We start from the raw sequence: 22,111 nt of genomic DNA on the forward strand, positions 1-22,111 counted from the left end.
CTTCAATATTTTCAAAATGTTTCCACAAGTATGATTTCTGACCAGTCTGAGAATTCACGGTAATTAATTTCCTCAATGATATTTACCATACCACTTTCTCATAAATCTTTAGTATGCGTTTGCCCTGGCCGCCGGTGCAGTGTTAGTTAGTGCCATTGCCTCGGTGTTTGTTGCTTGTTTTATTTTGTTACCCTATGGGTTAAACTTAATATTTTCACTGCTATAAGGAGATCCATAGTTTGATTCTAGTTATTGATAACTACGATAGTTTTACTTATAATCTGGTTCAATATTTAGGGGAATTAAGCGCCGAATTTACCATCGCCCAAGATGTTGTGGTTTATCGTAACGATCAAATTACCCTCACCCAACTACAGGAATTGAAACCAGATGCGATCGTTATTTCCCCAGGCCCTGGCAACCCTCAAAGTGCAGGAATTTGCCTCGAACTTGTACAGAAAATGGGTCAAGATTACCCCATTTTAGGAGTCTGTTTAGGTCATCAAACCATCGGCGAAGCCTACGGCGGTAAGATAATTCCTGCCCCTAGTCTGATGCACGGTAAAACCTCCCCCATCCTCCACAACAACCAAGGGGTATTTAAAGATATTTCCTCCCCCTTTCAAGCTACCCGCTACCATAGTTTGATTGTCGATAAAAGTTCTATTCCTTCAGTATTAGAAATTACCGCTTGGACAGAGGACGATATTATCATGGGTATCCGACACAAGCAATATCCTTGGATTGAAGGTGTACAGTTTCACCCCGAAAGCATCTTAACGGATTCTGGGTTACAATTATTACGAAATTTCCTCAAATCTATCGCTAAATATGATTAATCGTCGTGACTGGCTACGCTTAGGAGGGGTAGGGCTTTTAACTTCCCTGCTTAGTGCTAAATATTCCCCCCAAAGGGCGATCGCCCAAAACTCAGGAACAGGAGTTAATCTCCGATGGCTAGGCCATAGCTGTTTTCTGTTTACAGGCAATAACCTACGAGTCTTATCCAACCCCTTCGAGCCTATCGGTTGCACCGCTAACTATCCCGCTCCCACCGTTAACGCCGATGCCGTCATGATTAGCAGTCGTCTTCTCGATGAAGGAGCCGCGGGGGGGTTACCTAACAACCCCCAACTAATGGTTGAATCAGGAGTATATCAAGTCGGGGGCATACAATTTCAGGGCATCAGAACATTTCACGATCGCCAACGGGGCAGAAGATTTGGCGAAAATATTGTTTGGCGTTGGAATCAAGGGGGAGTTAATATTCTACACCTAGGCGGCATCGCTTCCCCCATTGATGTGGAACAACGTATCTTGATGGGTAGCCCTGATGTTGCCCTTATTCCCATCGGCGGAGGCCCTAAAAACTATAACCCCCAAGAAGCCATGGACGCCATCAGAGTATTACGCCCCAAAGTAGTATTTCCTACCCAATATCTTACCAACAACGCTGATACTAATAGTTGTGATTTAGTTTCCCTAGAGGAGTTTTTAACCCTCGCAAGAGCCGAAGAATTTAACATCAGAAGAATTCAGGGTAATCAAACTACCATCCGCCCCCGAGATTTACCCTCCCAAGGCACTCTCATTCGAGTCTTTGGTTAAGAAATTTTTTACCGATGAACCAAGGGTTAACTTTTAAGGATAAGGTATTGACAAGTAGTGGATTATAAAGATAGAATTATTGATTGTGTCTCCACTCCTGTTCGGATCAGGTAAAGGCATCGAAAAAAAGCAAACAAAACAGTTTTGCTACCTGTACGGCAGTATATATTAGGAAAAAATTATGACTTACGCAATAATCGAAATCTGCGGGAAACAACTTAAAGTTGAACCAGGTAGATTTTATGAATTAGATAGATTTGATCTCGAAGTAAACGAAGATTTAAACGTAGATAAAGTATTACTGGTTAACCATGACGGCGAAATTCACGTCGGACAACCCTATGTTGATGGTGCTTCTATTAACGGAACTATTTTAAAACATAGCCGAGGCAGAAAGGTAATTGTTTATAAAATGCAACCTAAGAAGAAAACCCGTAAGAAAAGAGGCCATAGACAAGAGTTAAGCCGTTTGATGATTAATTCTATTAGTCTAGGGGGCAATGTCATTGCTCAGAAAGAAGCCGAAGCCACCACTGAAGCAGTGGAAGCATAAAATAACATACACTTAAATAACAGTACATTTTATTATAGGAATAACATAATACCATGGCACATAAGAAAGGTACAGGTAGTACTCGTAACGGAAGAGATTCTAACTCGAAACGCTTAGGCGTTAAATGTTTCGGTGGTGAAACCGTAAAAGCTGGAAATATCATTATTCGTCAACGTGGCACTAAAGTTTATCCTGGAGAAAATGTTGGACGTGGTAATGATGACACTCTCTTTGCTTTAATCGCTGGAGTTGTGAAGTTTGAACATAAAAGCCGTAGCCAAAAGAAAGTTAGTGTTTATCCTGTAGAGGCTAACTAGGTTTTTTATTTAAATCACTGGGTTTTATTTCAGTCATCATTAACTAAATGGGGGTGAGTTTTGCGACTTACCCTTTTTTTGATCTTTTGTCTAAATCCCCCAATATTGGGGGAGTTTTACGACTAAAATTACTTTGAATTTACAATGGTCAATTGTTATTATGGTTTGGTGTTAACGCTTACTTCACCATTGACGATAGTTTGACAGGCTAGACGATAGTTATCGGGTTTTTTCTTTAACTTTCTATTCTCAAATTCGGTTCTCGGAGATAGATTTTCCATACCTTCGACAATTTCAACAACACAAGTACCACATTGCCCATAACCACCGCAGTTGATTAACTTTCCTCTCAAGCGGTAAATATCAATTCCATTTTGTTTTGCTTTTTCTCTTAAGTTTGCACCATCGGCGGCGACAACGTCTTTGTTTTCTTTGAGGAATTTAATCGTGGGCATTTTTCTATTTTCTCCTTATTTATTTTTTTGTTTGTTAAGTTTCTTATACCAATATTAAGAAATTATAAATAACTTTGACCATAAAACCAAAATTATACCAAATAAAGGTTTATTCCCGTGGGAGTTTTTTTAAAAACCCTTATGAATTGAGATGTAAATATGTAATTTTAAAAAGAAGTTAAGTCGGGGAAAAATTCCTTGAGACTTTAAATTTAGTGTAATCTAAGGGTTTAAGATTGGTGATTGTAAATGATATTTACAGTCTAATTTAGTTTATTCAAAATATTAATATAATTTTTAATACTCATATAGGATGACTATACAAGATGGAAACTAACACTATTAAACCAGAAAATAATCTTACTACCCGTTTTATTAATACTTTGTTGGATATTCAACCCCTTGCTAATTTTGCTAAGAGTCGGGCGAGAAAGATGATTATTAGTCGAGCGGAAACTATTGGGGTTAATTGGCATGAAAATATTGCCAGTTTGGAGAATAGAGATTGGAGTGAGGATATAACAGGGGTGGAAAATAAGGGGGTTGATTATCCTGAATATTATTTAAAGTGTTTTCATGCTTATGATAAGGGTAATCTGGAGTGGAAGGCTGCATGGGAGTTGGAGTCGGCGGCTTATAGTGTTCATTCTACCATTTTTTCTAAGGAGCCGAAATTAGAGGGCGATCGCACTTTACGCCGTAATTATCATAAAGTTTTAGAAAGGGAAATTAGTGAGAATCCCAAGGATATTTTAGATATGGGTTGTGGGGTGGGTTTAAGTACCTTTGCACTACAAGAAAAATACCCCGATGCTAAGGTTACAGGGTTGGACTTATCCCCCTATTTTTTGGCAGTGGCAAAACATCAAGCCCAACAAAAAAATTATGATATTCAATGGCATCATAATCAGGCAGAAAATACTTATTTACCATCCGCATCTTTTGATTTAGTTTCCCATTTTTTAATGTTCCATGAATTGCCCCAATTTGCTGCTAGAAACATTTTAAAAGAAGCCCATCGTTTAATTAAAATTGGGGGTTATCTGGGTATTATGGATATGAATCCTCAATCAGAAGCCTATGAAAAAATGCCCCGTTATGTGCTAACTTTATTAAAAAGTACCGAGCCTTATTTGGATCAATATTTTAGCTTAGATATTGAAAAAGAGTTACTAAATATAGGCTTTGAACAACCCAAAATTATTCCCATTAGTAAAAGGCACAGGGCGATCGTTGCTAGGAAAAAATAATAAAAAAGCAGGTCTTTTGACCTGCCTGATTTGATTAAAATTCGGTTTTTATTTCTCCCCTAAAAAAAGAGAACTGACGTTATTAAAATTAAACAAAAAACAATCAAAAATATCCCGACTTTTAGTTATTAAATAATAGTATTATCAGCAATAGAAGCATTTTTAATAACAACCACAATACCATTACGGATTAAAAATCCTTCATCTTCTCGGTTGGCTTCCTCAACCCTATCCTTATTGATGATTTGTACATTTTGACCAATACGAGCATTTTTATCAACGATCGCACGGCGTACAATGGAATTAGCACCGATACCAATAGGCACACCACCATCTTTTAATTTCGCCTGTCTAACACTATAAGGCTCATACAAATCAGCACCCATAATCAAAGTATCTTCCACCACACAATTAGTTTCAATGCGAGTTCTCACCCCTAAAACACAGTGGTTAATCCGACACTCCTTGATGATGCAACCCTCACCGATAATAGATTGAGTTACCTGAGAATCAAGCAACTTGGTAGGGGGTAGATAACGAGAGCGAGTGTAAATAGGTGCTTTCTCATCATAAAAACTGAAAGAAGGCTGAGGCTGATTAGTCAAAGAAAGGTTGGCATCATAGAAAGCCTCAATAGTTCCAATATCTTCCCAATAACCCTTGAATAGATAGGCTTGAATATTATGATCCTTTGCGGCAAAGGGAATTACTTCTTTACCAAAATCAGTTTGATCGGGATTTTCCGTTAATAACTTGCGTAATACCTCTTTTTTAAATACATAGATACCCATAGAAGCGATATAGGGTTTTTCCTTTGCTTCCTCTGGATTTAGACCTAAAATGCTAGTATCCACTGCCATTTGTTTAAGGGCATCACCCTTGGGCTTTTCGCTAAAATCGGTAATTCTGCCAGAATCATCAATTTTCATTAAACCAAAAGCCTCGGCTCTTTTTTCGTCGATGGGAACTACCGAAATGGTAATATCAGCATTAGTTTTGCGGTGGTGTTCCACAAATTTACTGTAATCCATGCGATAGAGATGATCCCCAGAAAGGATAATATATTCATCAATATCCCATTCATCAAAAAGCCAGATATATTGACGTACCGCATCGGCTGTACCTTGGAACCAGTCGGGATTTTCCTTGGTTTGTTGGGCTGCTAATACTTCCACAAAACCATCACTAAACCCAGAAAAATTGTAAGCTCTACTTACATGACGATTTAAAGAAGCAGAGTTGAATTGAGTTAAAACATATATTTTTAAAATTTCCGAGTTAATACAGTTACTGATAGGAATATCAATTAGGCGATATTTTCCCGCCAAAGGTACTGCTGGTTTGGCTCTTAATTTAGTCAGGGGATACAGTCTAGTACCTGCACCGCCTCCTAAGATAATACCAAGAACTTTATTCACGCTTTTTGACCTCTAAAATAATCACTTTATAGAAAGTTTAGGCTTTATTGGCACAATTAACAATGGAGAAAATGGGATTAAATCTATTGTTGACAGTGTTAAGGGCAGGTTAAAATTTATTATATTAAGTTATGTTAAGCATTTTTTATTTTATCTTTTGGGGATATAGAAAATGGGAAAAAGAACACCGCAGGATGGATTAAGAGATTGGGAAGAAGCTCAAAACCTTGATGATCTTGTCATGGATAAACGGGAAGGAAAACGCGCAAACAAAGCTAAGGCGAAAAGGCGTAATCGTCGTTATGAAAATCGCCTCTTGAGGGGTAGTATTGATATTTTAGATTTAGATAATGATGAGGATACCTTATAACATTGGAGCTGATTAATCAACTTTATGATCACCCCCCTACTCGTCATCTCCCCATCACCCTAATGGGGTTGAGTGCGATCGCCCTTAACTTTGCAGGGAGTACCCCAAGCTAGTTTGGCACTGGGAATATTGTCTAAAACGGTACTACGAGCGCCAATAATGGTATTTGCACCAATTTTCACCCCCGGGGCCACAAAACAATGACTAGCTACCCAAACGCCGTTACCGATGGTAATAGGGGATGTAATTAGATTGAAGTTAACTGTATTATAATCGTGGCTTCCTGTACATAAATAATTGTGTTGAGAAATGACAGTATGAGAACCTATGGTAATTTTATCTAAACTATAAAAGTAAGTGCGATCGCCTATCCAACTATAATCACCGATTTCCACCTTCCAAGGATACAAAAAACGGGCTGTGGGGCGGATAACTACGTTTTTACCAATTTTAGCCCCAAAATATTTTAATAACAGTCTTCTGAGTCCATTCAAATTGTGAGGAGTAAGGGGAAAAATAACACCTTCGACAATCCACCACAAAAAGATAAACCATTGAGGTTTTCCCCGATCAAAATGATCTTGGTTATATTCGTTAAGATTAAACCAAGGTTTAGTATCCTCTAATGGAGAATGTTGATTTTCTTTGGATGTGATGGCGTCGTGATTGGTCATGAATTAAAGATCAATAGTGGATCTTCTGAATAAATTATGTAAATATTTATTTACAGTGTAAAATATTATCGGTCAATAATCGCCAATACATTTTCTGGGAACAACTTATTTTTAAACCAAACCAACTTATTGGGTAATTCTTGAAAATTTACCCCCGCCTTAGCAAGATTTAACCGTTCGGAAATAGCCAAAATTAAATTGTCTCGCTCTACTTTCTGGGCTTGATAAAACTTTTTTTGTAAATATTGAGGACTCCAATAACCGACAATTTCCAATAAAAAATCCCTACCGTCAGGATGCACTAACCGAAAATCAGGAATCATCACACTCCCGGGCACGGGTAATAAATCCACTTCCCTTTCAAGGCGCCATGGAGTATCAATTTTTGCCCATCTTTTGGCGAAGGATTCTTCTAATAAACTATCGTAGGTGCTATTAACACCATAATGGCTAACTAAATCGCAACTGTCATCGAGGTGGAAGCGTTTTTCTTTAATGCGGTTGGTGTAGTTATCTTTCATCCTCAGTGTGGCTTCTAAACTCCATTTTCTTACGTGCAAGAGGGCAGGTATCATCTTGGCAAGGGCTAAACCGTAGCGGGTGCTGGGTTTAAAAAGGCTGGTGGGGCCATCCATGGTGATGGTAAAGCCTATGTCAGCATCTCCTTCTATATATGCCATTAATTCAAATAGTTTTAGGTAGCGAAATAGTTGTTTATATTCCCCAGGTTGGTTGCGGTGGGCGTGGATGGTGATTTCACTGGCACGGTAGAATATGCCTTGCACTTGGGAAAGGTTATAGCGGTGGATGAGGGTTTCGGGTTGGGGTGAGTCAAATTGGGTAAGGATACGGTTTTCTTGTAAGTCGGCGTATAACCCTTGTTCGATTTGTTGGGGTAATACTTCTTTTTCTAATTTTTTGCTAAGATTAAGGGCGATCGCACTTAGCACAAATTCTTTATTATGGGGTATGGGTAAAGACTCGGCACTATGAGAAAAAACCATTTCCCGTAATTTGGCAGGTACTAAAGGACTAACTATTTCAAAGGTGCTAAAGTGATTTTTAAGTAAATGGGCTAACCCCCTTTTGAGACGATAATCGGGGCTATCTCCTTCTAATTCTTTGAGTTTACTATCTAAATGGGCTTGGGTTTTACCTACACAAGTTTGAAAACAATCTATTTGCTCACAGGCTAAAAAAAGATTATTTTTATTAAGAGGTAATTTTTTAGGGATAATCGTTTCTCCATCAAAACGATACATCAATAAGTCTGTTTTTAGCATTTTTAAATCAAGTATGATGATAAACCTATCATCAATGTTACCGACGGCGATTTTTACAAAGGGCGATAGCTAATTTGATGGCAGATTTCATACTTTCAGGGTTAGCAATACCTTTTCCTGCGATGTCAAAAGCTGTACCATGGTCAGGAGATGTGCGAATAAAGGGTAAACCGATGGTAGTATTAATAGCTTGATCAAATGCCATGGCTTTAACAGGAATCAATCCTTGATCATGATATAGAGCTAAAAAAGCATCTGCTACATTAATCTTAGGATCATCGTACCATGCTTGAGAAGGTTTTACCCACATGGTATCGGGGGGCAATAGCCCGATGAGTTGTGCTGGGGCATATTCTTTTTGGGCTTGGTTAAACCAATCTTGTAACCATTCTTTTTCCTCTGTGCCTAGTTTGCCATCTTCTCCACTGTGGGGATTTAGCCCTGCGATCGCAATTACGGGAGCATCTAAGTTAAAATCTTTTTTGAGGGTGTCTAACAATAATTCTAATTTTAGAGTCATTAACTCAGGATTAAGGGCGCTAGAAACCTGATTTAGGGGAATATGAGTAGTAGCTAAAAGAGTTTTTAAAATCCAGCCTGTGCGGGGAGATTGCCCCACAAACATCATGCCAAATTTGTCGGTGTGGGATTTAAGAGCTAAAACTTCCGTTTGCCCAGGATAGTTATAACCTGCTTGTTGCCATAAATATTTGGCAATGGGGGCGGTGACGATACCTTCAAATTTTCCTTCTAGGGTAAGTTGAATTGCTTTTTCAAGGTATAAAAAACTTGCCTTACCTGTGTGGTCATTTCCCTTGCCCCAAGAGGCTTTTAGGGGATATGATACATCAATTATATTAAATTGATCGGGATGTGTTAAGTTAGTTACATGGTGAAGCTGATGGTAAGTATGTTCTAGCCAAGGGCGATCGCCTATAATTGTAATCTGAGCATTTTCAGTAATAGAAGTATCGCTCAAGGCTTTCAGGATTACTTCTGGGCCAATACCCGCCCCATCCCCCATGGTTAAAACTAAATTAACTTTATGGTTATTAATCAAAATACTAAAAGATATAGGAAAATTTAGAGATCCTGTCTATGTATTATTCTGGCTTCTTAACGATCCATTGTCAATCAAAAACTAGGTATCATCCTTCTTCGATTTACGAGCAAAATTTATGATTCAAGTGTTAGCAGTTATCTCCGCCGCCGCCTCGGGGGGGCTTCGTGTAGGCTTACCCCTTCTTATCATTGGCTTAGTAAATCTCGATAAACTTTGGTCAGAAGTTCCCCTTCTAAACCATGTCAAACCAGAAGTATTATTGGCTATTTTAGTATCCATAACTATTTTTGAAATCCTTGGCACAAAAAGAATGATTGGCTTAAGGGTAATTCAAATTATTCAGTTAATCCTTAGCCCTGTGGTGGGGGCTATTTTGGCGGTGGGGGCTGCGAATTGGACAAATTTAGAATATGTGCCGTTGTGGATAATTGCCATTACGGGGGGCTTATTTGCCTTAGTATTACGATTTGTGCTGGTGGGTTTATTTTTTCGTTGGGGAAAGTTACCCATCATTCTTACCATTTCTGAAGATATATTAGCGATGATATTATCTTTATTTGCTTTTAGCGCTCCGGAAAATGGAGGTTTAATTGCTATGTTATTATTACTTCTTGCCCTTCGTATTTCCTCGGAATGGCGACAGTGGTATCAGCAAAAAAAACCTCCCCTTAATGACTTTACAATAAACCCCGATAGCGAATAAACAAAAGAATTACAGCCCAAGACCCAAGACACACTTTAAGGGCTACTAAAATATTTAAAATGGGGATAATTCCTCCACTGGCTAAACTGCCGATTTGTCCGTAGGGTAATTCTCCTCCCATGAGGGTAATGGAAGCCAAAACAATAAAAATTAGTACGGATACTTTTTCCACGGTGGCCACTTGCCATTTTTTATAAATTTCCTGTAACCACTCCCATGGAGAAGTGATGGCCACAAGGGCGATCGCCGTTCCCCCTGCTACTCCTGCGGCAAAACCACCCCCAGGGCTAAGATGACCTCTAATGGCCAATTCTATGGCGACTAGGGTGGCAATGGTAGCGCCTAAACGGGCTAATACCACGGAGGGTTGATCGGTAAATTGATAAACTACTTGGGTGGGGGTTTCGTTGGAGAGTAAGAAACTAGCCCCTAAAATGGCGATGGTAAATACCACCACTTCAAAAATGGTGTCATATAAACGGTTACGGAAAATAACCCCTGATACGGAGTTGGCTACCCCTGAATCTTGGATGATAGTTTCCATGATGCTAAGTTCTTCTATTTCGGCAATGGTGGTGGAGGTAAATAGCATTTTGAGGAAAAGGGCTAATCCGGCTAGTAGATAGAGTATTTTCATAAAAAGTTTTGGTGGTATGAAATGAGCGACAAAATTTACTCCTCAGAATATTATTATTGCTTATTTTCTATTGAAGTAGCAAATTGTATTTGTTTTTAGCTATGCTATCAGGTTATAGGGAAATAACTAAGTATTTATCTTGAAATTTAGCTCCTTTGACCGATTGTCCTTTCAGGGGAGGGGGTAGAAAGATATTACGGCGTTGATCTCCTGCTTCGATGGTAATTTCTGGGCCTGATTGACTAAGTTTGACTTGTTTTTTGGCGAAGCCCGGTAAAAATACTTTCACTTCTCTTGTATTGGTGTCGATTTCTAAGGGTTTAGGGGCTTTTTGGGCATTTTCCTGGAAGTCGGGCAGGAGGGCGATGATGTTATCCCAATCTTGGGGAGATACTGTGGGAATGGGGTTGATGGTGAGGGGGTGAAATTGGGCGGTAATTTCGGGGGTGTTGGTGCTTTGATTGAGTAATACTCCTCCTACGGTTAAGCCTATTTGTTGCGCACTTCCCCAAAGGTACAGGCTAGAGGCGATCGCACTGGGTTGATCGTTGGTTACTAAAAAGGAGGCTACCCGAGAGGGGTTATGGGTGGCTTTTTTGCCGTTTTCTAATAGCTCATTGGCTTCGTTGGTGGGTTGGGATGCAAAATTATCAGCGCTCCAAGAAACGTTTAATACGGCACTGCTAACGGGTTGAATGAAGGGGGAAAGTCCTTTGACAATGTCAGAATTTTCCAAGATGTTGCGCATACGGCGAAAGTACCAACTGAGGGTGTCGGGAATGCCGAACATTCTTAGACAACTAAGGGCGTTTTTACTATCAAAAATAATTACATCATATTGAGTATCTTTTTCTCGGAGATAGTTTAAAATTAGGGCTTCATCCATGCCCGGTAAAAGACTTAATTCTGAACCATAAATATTATTTAGTATGGGCGATCGCAGGTACTTTTTTTCTAAATCCTTGACCTGTTCCCAACTATCTTCTAATAATTTACTACTGTGGAGACGAATGGCATTTAAGTTTGGGGCAATTTCCGTTGCTTCTTTACCCACTTCTTTCCCTAGAAGCAGGGAAAAACAAGGACTAGAATCCTGTACTGCTAATAGTACCTTTTTTCCTTGTTGTGCATATGAATGGGCAGAGGCGATCGCCATTGTCGTTGAACCAACCCCACCTTTTCCCAAAAAAGTTAAAATAAAAGCCATTTTTTATGTAGTAAATAATCAATAGATTGAATAAATAAACGTTAGGACGTTCGTTGAACGTCCCTTTAACTTGCTTTATTATTGAACTAATACAACCTCATCTTCAAAAAACCAACCCGTAGTAGAATCAGGAAATTCCACAAATACACCCACACCACTACCGTCAGTCATCTTAAAAGATTTAATAGTCGCCGCTTGTCCCTGTTTTACTTTCTCTACAATTTCCGCAGATACCTTTTCTCTTAGGCGACAGATTTTTACTTTTTGTCCAACTTCCATAAAAATTTTTATACCGTAGTTTTAATTAACAACTCTTAATTTTATCGGAATTTGGTAATCTTTAGCCCCTTGTTTTGATAAGAAGACTTATTAGGAAAAATAAACTATGTCATCTAAAATAATGATTATGATTCCAATAAGCAATTTTCAATAATTTCTAAAGGTTTTTATGTAATTAAGGCAACCAATTTTCGTCTAAAATTTTCTCTAGGGTTGCCATGGGAGTTTCGGGGAAGATATTTAAGGGTAATTGCGATCTATCACTGACGATTTCTCTGGCATCTTGATAAAACTCCCCCAATATTTCTTCCAAATACGGTTTTAAACTAGGGCTATCTTTTAAAAGACGTTTTATTTGCTTTCGAAAATTACGAATTTCCCCTTGCCAATGTCCTTTATTCCTATCTTTTTCCTCATCCCAATATTGTAACTTTAAAAGATGTTCTATTAATCTCATTAATAGACTCTCTATTTTTCTTTTATCCCTCTTACTCAAGTCTAATACCTCCTCGATGAGATTCTCCCAGTCCAGAGAATCCAAATCTTTTTTCTCCAGTTTTTTAACGGTTTCCAACACCCAGAGATTATAATCAGTATCGTATAGACTTTTATGATCTGTTTGTAATTGCATTACCATTACGGATGAATCCTTTTATCTTTCATTATAATTTTTCTGGTAAATAATAAAGTTTCAGAAGAATTATTGAGCCATTGCTTAATCACGGTATCAAATATCATTGATTGACACTAGAAATTGAGACTTCAAAATATTATCTCCATTGCCTATTCCCTATTACCCACCTAAACGAAAAATCATAATCTAAAATCAGTAATGCCTTTATTTATTTTTTTTGCCAATATTTAAAACTAAAAGAACCTACAAAAAAAGCAATGATAAATATAAAAGGATTAACATTTTGTTGCACTAAAGAAGTCACTGCTGGCCCTGGGCAATAACCAGAAATTCCCCAACCAATCCCAAAAATAGCCGCTCCTACAATTAAGAATAAGTCAATGTCATTACGGGTAGGGAAATAAAATTTATCAGCAAAAATAGGTTTTCTCATAGGCAAAATAAACCGAAAAGTAATGGCTGTAACCCCTACAGCGCCCCCTAAAACAAATATGAGGGTAGGATCCCATGCCCCTGTTACGTCTAAAAAGCCTATGACTCGGGTGCGATCGACCATCTGAGATATACCTAGTCCTAAACCGAATAATAAGCCACTTATTAAGGCTATAAAATTAAATTTATTGTTCATTTTTTATAAAATAAAAAGGAAAATTAACTGACTAAATTAGTAATAAAAACTGTCACCATGGCAGTTACTAAAAAAGTAATTACTGCCACCAATGAACGGGCAGAAAATCGCCCCAAACCACAAACACCATGGCCGCTAGTGCATCCATTACCCATTCTTGTGCCAAAACCCACCAATAAACCGCCCACAACCATAATTAAGGGTTTAGCATCGGGAATAGGGGTAGAGGGAAGAAAGGGTAAAAAATATTCATAGATTAGTCCTCCCAATAACATTCCCCCTAAAAAATACCAGCGCCAATATTCTTTTACTTTTAAATCCACCGCACCGTTTAACATTCCGCTAATCCCTGCTATACGTCCATCAAAGGCAAGTAAAATGGTGGCACTGATACCGATGAGGATGCCTCCGAGTAACCCTGTAACCCAGTTAAATTCAACCATATTTAATAATATTACTTTACTACTTGATTATATAGTGTTTTAAGGCATAAATAAATATCTCCGACCATCCATAAACCTATTTTATTTAAAGTCTAAGGGCGATCGGAGATACTATATGTTTTTTATAAAATTTTGAAACTTAATTCAAAGCTATGACCAAAGGCCATGAATTAGAATAAGCCTAAGGTTAAAGACTCATCAATGGGGAATAAAGATCCTGCACCTAGCCAAAGGGTAACTAGAGTACCAAATAAGAATACAGTCATCGCAATGGGGCGACGGAAAGGGTTTTGGAACTTGTTAACACTTTCGATGAAAGGTACTAACATCAAACCTAGGGGAATGGCTGCTTGACAAGCAATCCCTAAAAGTTTGTTAGGTAATACACGCAAGATTTGGAATACAGGGTATAAGTACCACTCGGGTAAAATTTCCAAAGGAGTTGCGAAGGGATCGGCTGGTTCGCCAATCATGGCAGGATCTAAGATAGATAAACCAACGATTAAACCCAATGCTCCTAAAATACAGATAGGGAACATATAAAGAATGTCGTTGGGCCATGCGATCTCACCATAGTAGTTATGACCCATGTTTTGAGCTAATTTGGCTCTCAATTTGGGATCGTTGAGATCTGGTTTTTTAATTAATTGAGAATTGGGGTTAGACATGATTTAATTTTGTCTCCTCGATGGTGGGTAATAATAGGAATTAACAAGGGATAATACCCATTGTATCTCGATTATATGCGAGAGTATTGCAAATACTGACTGAAACTAAAAAGACGATTAACTATTAGCTAACCGTCATTTTCAATTCTTCATGATTTACAAAGGACCAGAGATACCTTGTTTACGGATTAAGAGGAAGTGTAGTAACATAAACACTGCCATTAACCAAGGTAATACGAAAGTATGAATGGTGTAGAAACGGGTTAAGGTTGCTTGACCTACACTCGCTCCACCTCTAAGGAGTTCTACCATTTGATCTCCTACTACGGGAATAGCTGCAGGTACACCAGATACGATTTTAACCGCCCAGTAACCTACTTGGTCCCAAGGTAAGGAGTAGCCAGTTACACCGAAGGAAACGGTGATTACAGCCATGGTTACACCCACAATCCATGTTAATTCACGGGGTCTTTTGAAACCACCGGTTAGGTAAACACGGAATACGTGGAGGATTAACATTAATACCATCATACTAGCGGACCAGCGATGGATGGAACGAATTAACCAACCAAAGTTAACTTCATTCATGATGAATTGAACGGAGTTGAATGCCTCGGTAACGGTGGGTTTGTAGTAGAAAGTCATGGCAAACCCGGTGGCAAATTGAATTAAGAAGCAAGTAAGGGTAATTCCACCTAAGCAATAGAAGATATTGACATGGGGAGGAACATATTTACTGCTAATATCATCGGAAATCGCTTCTACTTCGAGGCGATCGTTAAACCATTTATAAACTGAAGAATCGGTTACTTGTTTTGTAAACATTAATAAGCCGTCAATAATGTAATGATATTATGGATAATTAGAGCTATTTTTATTAACAACTCTTTATAAAATTTAACATAGCTTTAAGCCTTATTGCTACTAGGCTGAGAAAAATATATCTTTTTCTTAACCTTGAGCTTAGTTTTCTGAGAATAGATTACCATGACTGTGATTTTTTTATTTTGGTCATGGCAATTAATAACTAAAGTCAATATTTGATTGTGAGAATATTTGTTTTAGCTTGTAAGGATATATTCTACAGAAGGATTTAGGTTAGGTTGATTTTAGATATTCACCCCCTTTTAACCTACCTAAATTATATATACAATTTCTTATTTCTCGTCTGATGTCTGGCGTTCTATTTAACGGAAACGTTTTTTACGACGAGCAACTGCTTTACGTTTTTTCTTTTCGATGGGGGTTTCAAAATGACGAAGACGTTTGATGTCTGCAAAGATTCCTGCTTTGGAAACTTGTCTTTTAAAACGGCGTAATGCGGATTCGATATTTTCGTTTTGTCCCACAACCACTTGGGTCATGCAATGTCCTCCTTTTATTTACTAAGTGTTTTCAATGTTATTAATAATTTTAACATAGCAAGTGGTGCCGTTGATGACGGTATGCCGACAAGGTTGATGAATGATACAACACCACTCCAAATATGTTTTATGCTTTACGAGAGTAGTACTCAATTACGAGTAGTTCGTTAATGTTTAGTGCTACCCATTCACGTTCGATGACACCGTTTACTTTACCAACGTAGGTGTTTTTATCGAATTCTAGGTGACTAGGAAGGTTAGCAAGGCCTGGGTTAGAAAGGTTAGTTTCTACTATTTTACGGGATTTATCACGGTCTCTAACGGCGATGACATCTCCAGGGCGACATTGGTAGCTAGAAATATCCACTACTCCACCGTTAACGGTGATGTGTCCGTGGTTTACTAATTGACGGGCACCGGGAATGGTGGGCGCCATACCGAGACGGAATACGGTGTTATCCAGGCGCATTTCTAATAATTGTAATAATACTTGTCCTGTAGAACCACCTACACGACGGGCTTTTTTAACATAACGAACTAATTGTTTTTCGCTGACGCCGTAGTTATAACGAAGTTTTTGTTTTTCTTCTAAACGGATGGCGTATTCTGAGCGTTTACGGCGACTTTGTCCGTGTTGTCCGGGGGGATATTGACGACGTGCGTTTTTACGAGTTAACCCTGGTAAGTCTCCAAGGCGACGTGTTACCCTCAAGCGAGGTCCTGTATATCGAGACATAATTCTAGTTGATTTTGTTTGTTTTTACGAGTTTAGACCCAAACATATTATTTTACACTAATTTCTTGTTTTTAACTTTTGATTGGTTATTTATTTTTTTGTAAAAGAAAGTATCTTCGCATCCTCACCGTGTAATGAATTACACGGCTAATGGTAGTTCGTTCAATAAATTGAACTAAAGGGAGTTGTTTTAATATATTTGTTAATTAATTTCAATAGTTTGGTTAGGGATGGTTAATGATGGATAATGTTAAGGGTTAATCAAGGCAAGGAAAAAGGTGGAAGTAGAGAATTTATTAGATTTAGCTAGAAGGCGTGGTGTTGATGATGTGGAAGTTTATGAGGTGCGATCGCACTCTAAGCCCATATCTTTTGAAGCAAATAGGTTAAAACAGATCGAAAGTTCTCAGGGGGGAGGGGTGGCCCTTCGTTTGTGGCGCAATGGTTGTCCGGGGTTGGCGGTTGCTTATGGGGATTTTGATGGGGATGCTTTAATTGATAAGGCTTTGGCCATTTCCGCTTTGAATGAGGCTGAAACTCCTTTGTTGAATGGTGAGAATCGGTTAGTTTTTCCTGAGAAAAAAATTAATGTCGATATAAATAGTTTAATCGAAAAAGGACAAGGGGCGATCGCCCTTTTACGGGAAACCCATCCTGATATTATTTGTAACCTAGATTTGGAATGGGAAACCGAAACCAGTACCCTGATAAATTCCCGTGGTTTGTACTGTCACCATAGCGATACCACCTTTAGTGCTTCGGTGGGGGTGGAATGGGTAAGAGAAGATGACTTCTTAGGTATCTATGATGGCATTTATGACAATGCAACTCTAAATTTGGACAAAATAATCAAAAATATCCAACAACGGCTCACATGGGCAGAAAATCAAGGCACTGTAAAACCTCACCCCTTACCCGTTTTGTTTACCCCCAATGCCGTGGTTAGCCTTTGGGAAACCGTCAGCGATGCTTTGAATGGTAAGCGTATTGTGGATAAGTCTTCCCCTTGGCATGATTCCCATGGCAAAAAAGTTATGGCATCCTGTCTCACTATTTCCCAAAATCCTCACTTGAAACCCTATGATTGTCCTTTTGACGATGAAGGTGCGCTGACTCAACATTATAAGTTAATTGATGGGGGAAAAATTAGTAATTTTTATTGTGATCAAAAAAATGCCAACAAATTGGGTATTAGTAATAGGGGTAATGGTTTTCGTCCCAGTTTAGGTAGTTATCCTAGCCCTAGTTTAGTTAATTTTGTGGTGGATGGGGGTAATACTTCCTTTGCTAAATTGATAGAAAATATCGAGTATGGTTTGATGGTAGATCAATTTTTGGGTAATGATGCCGATATTTCAGGAGACTTTTCCCTAAATGTAGATTTAGGTTACTTGGTGGAAAAGGGGGAGGTAATCGGTAGGGTAAAAGATACCATGATTTCAGGTAATATTTACCAACTTTTGCAACGGGTGAAGGATTTAGGTAATGATAATATTTGGAGCGGTTCTTGTTATACTCCTTCTATGGTGATTGATGGGGTATCGGTGACAAATTAACCATTGACCATATACCATTAACGGTGGAAAATGAAGAGACATTAGGATTTTCTGGTTAATAACAGTCTGTCAATTATTCATTATCAATTATTCATTATCAATTATTCATTATCAATTGTTCCGTGACAATTCTTGTAACTTCTTCCTTAGACGATATTATCACACCAAATGCGATCGCCCTTGGTAACTTTGACGGACTTCACCGAGGACATCAAAGGGTGATAAAATCAATTTTTGAACTCCGTAACCCTGATATATATCCTACTTTAGTTACTTTTACTCCCCATCCCCAAGAGTATTTTACAGGGAAAAAAAAGCAACTTTTAACCCCTATTCCTGAAAAGGCAAAATTGTTGGAGCAAATGGGGGTTAAACAATTAATATTATTACCTTTTGATCGAGAATTAGCTACCCTTTCAGCGAGGGCATTTGTTAAAGATATATTAGTAAAAAAAATACAAGCAAAATATATCAGTATTGGTTCAGATTTTCGCTTTGGTTATCAACGTCAAGGAAATGCTCAAAAGTTACAAGAATTAACAGCAGATAATAATATTTTTGTTAATATTACCGCAGAGGAAAAACTAGATATTAGTGGAAATTTTACTAAGATTAGTAGTTCAGATATTAGAAAGGCTTTAGGGGAAGGTAATTTGTCTTTGGCACAAGCAATGTTAGGGCGAAAATATAATCTAACAGGAAAAGTAGTAAAAGGACAACAATTAGGAAGAAAAATTGGTTTTCCCACTGCAAATTTAGATATAGATGCACAGAAGTTTTTGCCCAAAAAAGGGGTTTATAAAGTCATAATAAACCAAAATAATATTTATCATAACCAATTATTAGGAGTTATGAATATAGGCGATCGCCCTACCGTTGATGGCAAAAAAACCACCGTGGAAGTTCATATTTTGAATTGGGAAGGAGATTTATATAATAAGGTTTTAGATGTGGAATTGATTAGTTTTTTACGTCCAGAAAAAAAATTTAATTCCCTAGATGAATTGAAGGAGCAAATTGCGATCGATTGTCAGTTATCATTTAAAGATGGGGAGTGAGGGAGATGGGGAGTGAGGGAGATAATAGTTTGATTATTAATTGTCCATTATTTAGTTATTTTAATTGAGTTATTTCATCATCATGAATAATAAAACAGCCTTAATCACTGGGGCATCATCGGGAATCGGTAAAGCATTTGCCGAAGAATTAGCACAGAGAAATTATAATTTAATTATCATTGCAAGAACCACGGAAGCATTAAATAACATCAAAAAAGACTTAGAAAATAAACATCAAATAAGCGTAAAAGTTATTACTCAAGATTTAACTTTGCCCAATGCTTGTCAAGATATTTATGAACAATTAAAACAAGAAAATATTACCATTGACTTATTAATAAATAACGCTGGTTTTGGGGATTATGGCTTATTTTGCGATCGCCCTTTAGATAAACAATTAAAAATGATTCAATTGAATATTAGCGCCTTAGTTGCCCTAACCCATCTTTTTTTACAGGACATGAAAAAAAGAAAAGGAGGAGATATTATCAATGTAGGTTCTATCGCAGGTTATCAACCATTACCCTATTTATCTGTATATGCAGCATCTAAAGCCTTTGTCTTGTCATTTTCCGAGGCATTGTGGGCAGAAAATAAAGATTTTGGGATTAATATATTAGCCCTATGCCCTGGCCCTACGGAGTCAAATTTTGGGGAAGTTGCTGAATTTGAACTCAATCAGAATAATGGTGATATATCATTAGCTAAAGCTGAAGATGTTGTTAAAGATGCCCTTGATGCCCTTAGTCAGAAAAAATCAAATAATGTAACAGGGGGTTTTGTCAATCAAATTATTGTTAATTTACCCCGTTTTTTACCTAGGGAATTACTATTAAAAGCCGTGGAAAAACAGTTTAAAAAATAAGTTATCACAACCATAACAAAAGGCAGAATTATTACTAGCCTTTTCCTACTATTAATTATGAATTGGAAAGAAAAAACAGGAAATCAAAGGGATTGGCATTGGCGAGGGTGGAAAATTCGCTATAGTTACACTAACTCTGAAGATAAAAATAACTATCCTCCCATTATTTTGTTACATGGTTTTGGTGCTTCCATTGGGCATTGGCGACATAATATCCCCATTTTAAAACAACATTATAGAGTTTATGCCCTTGATTTACTTGGTTTTGGAGCGTCTCGCAAAGCCTATACTAACTATGATGTGACTTTATGGGCACAGTTGGTGTATGATTTTTGGCGCACTTTTATCAATGTACCTGTAATTATAATTGGTAATTCCATTGGTTCATTAATTGGCCTTTATGCTACGGTGCAATATCCTACCATGGTAGATAAGTTGGTGATGTTGAGTTTACCTGATTTATCCGCAAGACAAAAGATGTTACCAAAATTGCTTTTACCTGTGGTTAAAACCTTAGAAAGTATTGTAGCTTCTCCCTTACTAATTCGGCTTATATTTTTAATTGCCCGTCGCCCGATGGTAATTCGTAAATGGTTAGGGGTTGCCTATGTGGATAAAACTTGGCTGGATGATGAGTTGGTGAATATTATTGCCACCCCTCCCCAAGATAAGGGTGCGGCACGTACTTTAATTGCCTTAAGTAAGTCGGTTAACCAGTCTGATTTTTCTTTGTCGGCTAGGGATTTGTTAGGGCAGGTTACTATTCCTATGTTACTGCTTTGGGGTAAGGGCGATCGCTTCATACCTCCTACCATTGCCCCTCAACTTGCTAGGGTTAATCCTTTGATTACTCTACATTTATTGGATGGATTGGGCCATTGTCTCCATGATGAAAAACCTGATTTATTCCACCAAATTTTATTTGATTGGTTGAGGGTAATAGATAATGAATGATTGATTAAAAATTGTTTTGAGCCTAATTTAATAGGAATATAGTATCTTCACAGCTTCACCATGGAATGGATTAGACGGCTAATCATAATTCCTTCAACAAATTAAACTAAGATAACTTAAGTTCAAGATAAAATTTTACCCATGGTTTAGTTTTTTCTTAATGGCGTTAACAATGGTTTCGAGAACATAAACTCTGGCATAATATTTATCGTCTCCTGGTACTATTTTCCATGGGGCAAGGGGGGTGCTAGTACGGGCGATCGCCTGATTCACTGCCACATCATATAAATTCCATTGCTCACGGTTGCGCCAATCCTCATCAGTTAATTTATAATTTTTGAAAGGATCATTTTTCCTGGCTTCAAAACGGTTTAATTGCTCTTCTTGGCTAATGTGAATCCAAAATTTAATGATTAAATAATTATCTGTCGCTAATTGGGCTTCAAACTCATTAATCTCTCGATATGCCCGGCGCCATTCCACTTCCGTGGCAAAATTTTCGATTCTTTCTACTAATACTCTACCGTACCAAGTGCGATCGAAAATACCGATATTACCTAATTGGGGTAACTTACGCCAAAACCGCCAGAGATAGTGATGTTTGTTTTCTTCTTCCGTGGGGGCGGCAAAGGCATGGACTTTATAGTTACGGGGATCTAAAATATCAGTAACTCTTTTAATAGCGCCTCCTTTTCCTGCGGCATCCCAACCTTCAAATAAAAGCACTACCCCTAATTTTTTCTCGAAAATCTGTCTTTGTAATTTTCTCAATTCCACTTGGGCTGATTTTAACCTTGTTTTGTATTCATCTTTGGGTAAATGTACCGTTAAATCTACCCTATCTAAATAATCTGGCTCGGTGGGTAGTAATTCTGTTTGGGGGGGTAAGGAGGGAGTTTCAGATAAAATTTTACGTTGCTCGAGCGCCCCTCGAATGGTGGATACTAATTGGGTTAATACTTTTACCCTTGCCCACCGTTGACAGTCTGCTTCTACTAGAGTCCATGGGGCAAATCCCGTGCTAGTATAAATGATCATTTCTTCGGCTAGGGCGGAATATTGCTTATAGTTTTTTTGTTGTTGCCAATCTTCGGGGCGCACTCTCCATGATTCTAATTCGTCTTCTTGATAATCCTTGAGACGATTTTTTAATTCTTTTTTGCTTAGATGTAGCCAAAATTTGGCCATGATAGCGCCATCGTCAATTAACTGACGCTCAAAGGCGTTAATATCTCTCATTACTAGAGGAGTTTGATTTTCGGGGAGTCGCTCAAAAAGTCTGTCTTCTAATACGTGAATATACCAACTATGGTAAAAAATAGCAAAGCTACCCTGAGGGGGAAGATTTTGCCAAAAACGCCATAAAAAAGGATATTTTTGTTCTAGGG

27 protein-coding genes are annotated in these 22,111 nt (G+C 38.0%); 11 read left to right on the top strand and 16 right to left on the bottom strand.

Annotated elements, in window-relative coordinates; genetic code table 11:
• The first annotated feature begins 239 nt into the window (after window positions 1–239).
• The 4 genes from IQ215_RS13115 (at window position 240) to rpmA (ending at window position 2,478) form a co-directional block, all read left to right on the top strand.
• Window positions 240–839 carry an anthranilate synthase component II gene (locus IQ215_RS13115; protein WP_193801862.1) on the top strand — a complete coding sequence of 200 codons (600 nt, stop codon included), beginning with the start codon at window positions 240–242 and terminating at the stop codon, window positions 837–839.
• Complete coding sequence (locus tag IQ215_RS13120) at window positions 835–1,608, top strand: MBL fold metallo-hydrolase (protein ID WP_431355537.1); 774 nt, start codon at window positions 835–837, stop codon at window positions 1,606–1,608. The genes IQ215_RS13115 and IQ215_RS13120 overlap by 5 nt, the downstream gene beginning before the upstream one ends.
• A 181-nt stretch (window positions 1,609–1,789) precedes the next feature.
• Window positions 1,790–2,161, top strand: coding sequence for a 50S ribosomal protein L21 (gene rplU / locus IQ215_RS13125; protein WP_193801864.1), 372 nt, complete (start codon window positions 1,790–1,792; stop codon window positions 2,159–2,161).
• Between the two features lie 53 nt (window positions 2,162–2,214).
• Window positions 2,215–2,478, top strand: a complete 264-nt coding sequence (rpmA, locus tag IQ215_RS13130) for a 50S ribosomal protein L27 (RefSeq protein ID WP_193801865.1) — start codon at window positions 2,215–2,217, stop codon at window positions 2,476–2,478.
• Between the two features lie 158 nt (window positions 2,479–2,636).
• Here the strand turns inward: rpmA and IQ215_RS13135 are convergent, their stop codons facing one another.
• Window positions 2,637–2,933, bottom strand: coding sequence for a 2Fe-2S iron-sulfur cluster-binding protein (locus IQ215_RS13135; RefSeq protein WP_193801866.1), 297 nt, complete (start codon window positions 2,931–2,933; stop codon window positions 2,637–2,639).
• 326 nt (window positions 2,934–3,259) lie between these two features.
• Here IQ215_RS13135 and IQ215_RS13140 point away from each other — a divergent pair, with 326 nt between their 5' ends.
• The gene (locus IQ215_RS13140) at window positions 3,260–4,183 is read left to right on the top strand and encodes a class I SAM-dependent methyltransferase (RefSeq protein ID WP_193801867.1); all 924 of its coding nucleotides are present in this window, start codon (window positions 3,260–3,262) and stop codon (window positions 4,181–4,183) included.
• 128 nt (window positions 4,184–4,311) lie between these two features.
• Here IQ215_RS13140 and IQ215_RS13145 read toward each other — a convergent pair whose 3' ends face one another.
• Window positions 4,312–5,601 (bottom strand): glucose-1-phosphate adenylyltransferase, encoded by a 1,290-nt coding sequence (locus IQ215_RS13145; protein ID WP_193801868.1) that lies wholly within the window; start codon window positions 5,599–5,601, stop codon window positions 4,312–4,314.
• A gap of 172 nt (window positions 5,602–5,773) precedes the next feature.
• On the opposite strand from IQ215_RS13145, the gene IQ215_RS13150 reads away from it, so the two are divergent.
• Entirely contained in the window at window positions 5,774–5,971 is a 198-nt protein-coding gene (locus IQ215_RS13150; protein WP_193801869.1) for a hypothetical protein, read from the top strand.
• A 59-nt stretch (window positions 5,972–6,030) separates the two neighbouring features.
• Here IQ215_RS13150 and IQ215_RS13155 read toward each other — a convergent pair whose 3' ends face one another.
• The 3 genes from IQ215_RS13155 to pdxA all read right to left on the bottom strand — a co-directional run bounded on the left by IQ215_RS13155 (window position 6,031) and on the right by pdxA (window position 9,003).
• Window positions 6,031–6,645 carry a WcaF family extracellular polysaccharide biosynthesis acetyltransferase gene (locus IQ215_RS13155; RefSeq protein ID WP_193801870.1) on the bottom strand — a complete coding sequence of 205 codons (615 nt, stop codon included), beginning with the start codon at window positions 6,643–6,645 and terminating at the stop codon, window positions 6,031–6,033.
• Between the two features lie 65 nt (window positions 6,646–6,710).
• Entirely contained in the window at window positions 6,711–7,928 is a 1,218-nt protein-coding gene (locus tag IQ215_RS13160) for a DUF790 family protein (protein WP_193801871.1), read from the bottom strand.
• Between the two features lie 37 nt (window positions 7,929–7,965).
• A complete protein-coding gene (gene pdxA / locus IQ215_RS13165) occupies window positions 7,966–9,003 on the bottom strand; it encodes a 4-hydroxythreonine-4-phosphate dehydrogenase PdxA (protein WP_431355538.1) in 1,038 nt (345 codons plus the stop codon).
• Window positions 9,004–9,106: 103 nt separating this feature from the next.
• Here pdxA and IQ215_RS13170 point away from each other — a divergent pair, with 103 nt between their 5' ends.
• Entirely contained in the window at window positions 9,107–9,694 is a 588-nt protein-coding gene (locus tag IQ215_RS13170; protein ID WP_193801872.1) for a DUF4126 domain-containing protein, read from the top strand.
• Here the strand turns inward: IQ215_RS13170 and IQ215_RS13175 are convergent.
• The 10 genes from IQ215_RS13175 to rpsD all read right to left on the bottom strand — a co-directional run bounded on the left by IQ215_RS13175 (window position 9,669) and on the right by rpsD (window position 16,290).
• Window positions 9,669–10,331 (bottom strand): Na(+)/H(+) antiporter subunit B, encoded by a 663-nt coding sequence (locus IQ215_RS13175; RefSeq protein WP_193801873.1) that lies wholly within the window; start codon window positions 10,329–10,331, stop codon window positions 9,669–9,671. The genes IQ215_RS13170 and IQ215_RS13175 overlap by 26 nt on opposite strands.
• Window positions 10,332–10,443: 112 nt before the next feature.
• The gene (locus tag IQ215_RS13180; protein WP_193801874.1) at window positions 10,444–11,538 is read right to left on the bottom strand and encodes a Get3/ArsA fold putative tail anchor-mediating ATPase NosAFP; all 1,095 of its coding nucleotides are present in this window, start codon (window positions 11,536–11,538) and stop codon (window positions 10,444–10,446) included.
• A 78-nt stretch (window positions 11,539–11,616) separates the two neighbouring features.
• Window positions 11,617–11,817: a cytochrome b6f subunit PetP gene (gene petP / locus IQ215_RS13185; RefSeq protein WP_193801875.1), complete on the bottom strand. Its 201-nt coding sequence runs from the start codon at window positions 11,815–11,817 to the stop codon at window positions 11,617–11,619.
• A gap of 175 nt (window positions 11,818–11,992) precedes the next feature.
• Complete coding sequence (locus IQ215_RS13190) at window positions 11,993–12,454, bottom strand: DUF29 domain-containing protein (protein ID WP_193801876.1); 462 nt, start codon at window positions 12,452–12,454, stop codon at window positions 11,993–11,995.
• A 205-nt stretch (window positions 12,455–12,659) separates the two neighbouring features.
• Window positions 12,660–13,079 (bottom strand): DUF6691 family protein, encoded by a 420-nt coding sequence (locus IQ215_RS13195; protein WP_193801877.1) that lies wholly within the window; start codon window positions 13,077–13,079, stop codon window positions 12,660–12,662.
• 23 nt (window positions 13,080–13,102) lie between these two features.
• Window positions 13,103–13,522: a YeeE/YedE family protein gene (locus IQ215_RS13200; RefSeq protein ID WP_193801878.1), complete on the bottom strand. Its 420-nt coding sequence runs from the start codon at window positions 13,520–13,522 to the stop codon at window positions 13,103–13,105.
• A gap of 170 nt (window positions 13,523–13,692) precedes the next feature.
• A complete protein-coding gene (gene petD / locus IQ215_RS13205; protein ID WP_193801879.1) occupies window positions 13,693–14,190 on the bottom strand; it encodes a cytochrome b6-f complex subunit IV in 498 nt (165 codons plus the stop codon).
• Between the two features lie 156 nt (window positions 14,191–14,346).
• Window positions 14,347–15,015 carry a cytochrome b6 gene (gene petB, locus IQ215_RS13210; RefSeq protein WP_193801880.1) on the bottom strand — a complete coding sequence of 223 codons (669 nt, stop codon included), beginning with the start codon at window positions 15,013–15,015 and terminating at the stop codon, window positions 14,347–14,349.
• A gap of 362 nt (window positions 15,016–15,377) precedes the next feature.
• Complete coding sequence (rpsU, locus tag IQ215_RS13215) at window positions 15,378–15,554, bottom strand: 30S ribosomal protein S21 (protein WP_015222259.1); 177 nt, start codon at window positions 15,552–15,554, stop codon at window positions 15,378–15,380.
• Window positions 15,555–15,681: 127 nt separating this feature from the next.
• On the bottom strand, window positions 15,682–16,290 hold the full coding sequence (gene rpsD, locus IQ215_RS13220; protein ID WP_193801881.1) for a 30S ribosomal protein S4: 609 nt from the start codon (window positions 16,288–16,290) through the stop codon (window positions 15,682–15,684).
• 278 nt (window positions 16,291–16,568) lie between these two features.
• Between rpsD and IQ215_RS14530 the strand changes: the two genes are divergently transcribed.
• From IQ215_RS14530 to IQ215_RS13240, 4 genes are all read left to right on the top strand, one after another.
• On the top strand, window positions 16,569–17,846 hold the full coding sequence (locus tag IQ215_RS14530; protein WP_193801882.1) for a metallopeptidase TldD-related protein: 1,278 nt from the start codon (window positions 16,569–16,571) through the stop codon (window positions 17,844–17,846).
• Between the two features lie 128 nt (window positions 17,847–17,974).
• Window positions 17,975–18,904 (top strand): bifunctional riboflavin kinase/FAD synthetase, encoded by a 930-nt coding sequence (locus IQ215_RS13230; RefSeq protein WP_193801887.1) that lies wholly within the window; start codon window positions 17,975–17,977, stop codon window positions 18,902–18,904.
• Window positions 18,905–18,986: 82 nt separating this feature from the next.
• The gene (locus IQ215_RS13235) at window positions 18,987–19,769 is read left to right on the top strand and encodes an SDR family NAD(P)-dependent oxidoreductase (RefSeq protein ID WP_193801883.1); all 783 of its coding nucleotides are present in this window, start codon (window positions 18,987–18,989) and stop codon (window positions 19,767–19,769) included.
• A 57-nt stretch (window positions 19,770–19,826) separates the two neighbouring features.
• Complete coding sequence (locus IQ215_RS13240) at window positions 19,827–20,723, top strand: alpha/beta fold hydrolase (RefSeq protein WP_193801884.1); 897 nt, start codon at window positions 19,827–19,829, stop codon at window positions 20,721–20,723.
• 135 nt (window positions 20,724–20,858) lie between these two features.
• Here the strand turns inward: IQ215_RS13240 and pap are convergent.
• A partial coding sequence (gene pap / locus IQ215_RS13245) for a polyphosphate:AMP phosphotransferase (RefSeq protein WP_193801885.1) occupies window positions 20,859–22,111 on the bottom strand: 1,253 nt, incomplete at its 5' end.

This window comes from Cyanobacterium stanieri LEGE 03274 (assembly GCF_015207825.1).
Lineage (GTDB): Bacteria > Cyanobacteriota > Cyanobacteriia > Cyanobacteriales > Cyanobacteriaceae > Cyanobacterium > Cyanobacterium stanieri_B.

Excerpts from the sequence above, each read along its gene's own strand:
- petB (WP_193801880.1), bottom strand. The coding sequence starts at position 15,015 with ATGTTTACAAAACAAGTAACCGATTCTTCAGTTTATAAATGGTTTAAC.
- petP (WP_193801875.1), bottom strand. The coding sequence starts at position 11,817 with ATGGAAGTTGGACAAAAAGTAAAAATCTGTCGCCTAAGAGAAAAGGTA.
- rpsD (WP_193801881.1), bottom strand. The coding sequence starts at position 16,290 with ATGTCTCGATATACAGGACCTCGCTTGAGGGTAACACGTCGCCTTGGA.
- IQ215_RS13235 (WP_193801883.1), top strand. The coding sequence starts at position 18,987 with ATGAATAATAAAACAGCCTTAATCACTGGGGCATCATCGGGAATCGGT.
- rpsU (WP_015222259.1), bottom strand. The coding sequence starts at position 15,554 with ATGACCCAAGTGGTTGTGGGACAAAACGAAAATATCGAATCCGCATTA.
- IQ215_RS13160 (WP_193801871.1), bottom strand. The coding sequence starts at position 7,928 with ATGCTAAAAACAGACTTATTGATGTATCGTTTTGATGGAGAAACGATT.
- IQ215_RS13135 (WP_193801866.1), bottom strand. The coding sequence starts at position 2,933 with ATGCCCACGATTAAATTCCTCAAAGAAAACAAAGACGTTGTCGCCGCC.
- IQ215_RS13150 (WP_193801869.1), top strand. The coding sequence starts at position 5,774 with ATGGGAAAAAGAACACCGCAGGATGGATTAAGAGATTGGGAAGAAGCT.
- IQ215_RS13180 (WP_193801874.1), bottom strand. The coding sequence starts at position 11,538 with ATGGCTTTTATTTTAACTTTTTTGGGAAAAGGTGGGGTTGGTTCAACG.
- IQ215_RS13175 (WP_193801873.1), bottom strand. The coding sequence starts at position 10,331 with ATGAAAATACTCTATCTACTAGCCGGATTAGCCCTTTTCCTCAAAATG.
- IQ215_RS13240 (WP_193801884.1), top strand. The coding sequence starts at position 19,827 with ATGAATTGGAAAGAAAAAACAGGAAATCAAAGGGATTGGCATTGGCGA.
- IQ215_RS13200 (WP_193801878.1), bottom strand. The coding sequence starts at position 13,522 with ATGGTTGAATTTAACTGGGTTACAGGGTTACTCGGAGGCATCCTCATC.
- rplU (WP_193801864.1), top strand. The coding sequence starts at position 1,790 with ATGACTTACGCAATAATCGAAATCTGCGGGAAACAACTTAAAGTTGAA.
- petD (WP_193801879.1), bottom strand. The coding sequence starts at position 14,190 with ATGTCTAACCCCAATTCTCAATTAATTAAAAAACCAGATCTCAACGAT.
- IQ215_RS13190 (WP_193801876.1), bottom strand. The coding sequence starts at position 12,454 with ATGGTAATGCAATTACAAACAGATCATAAAAGTCTATACGATACTGAT.
- IQ215_RS13155 (WP_193801870.1), bottom strand. The coding sequence starts at position 6,645 with ATGACCAATCACGACGCCATCACATCCAAAGAAAATCAACATTCTCCA.
- IQ215_RS13170 (WP_193801872.1), top strand. The coding sequence starts at position 9,107 with ATGATTCAAGTGTTAGCAGTTATCTCCGCCGCCGCCTCGGGGGGGCTT.
- IQ215_RS13195 (WP_193801877.1), bottom strand. The coding sequence starts at position 13,079 with ATGAACAATAAATTTAATTTTATAGCCTTAATAAGTGGCTTATTATTC.
- rpmA (WP_193801865.1), top strand. The coding sequence starts at position 2,215 with ATGGCACATAAGAAAGGTACAGGTAGTACTCGTAACGGAAGAGATTCT.
- IQ215_RS13140 (WP_193801867.1), top strand. The coding sequence starts at position 3,260 with ATGGAAACTAACACTATTAAACCAGAAAATAATCTTACTACCCGTTTT.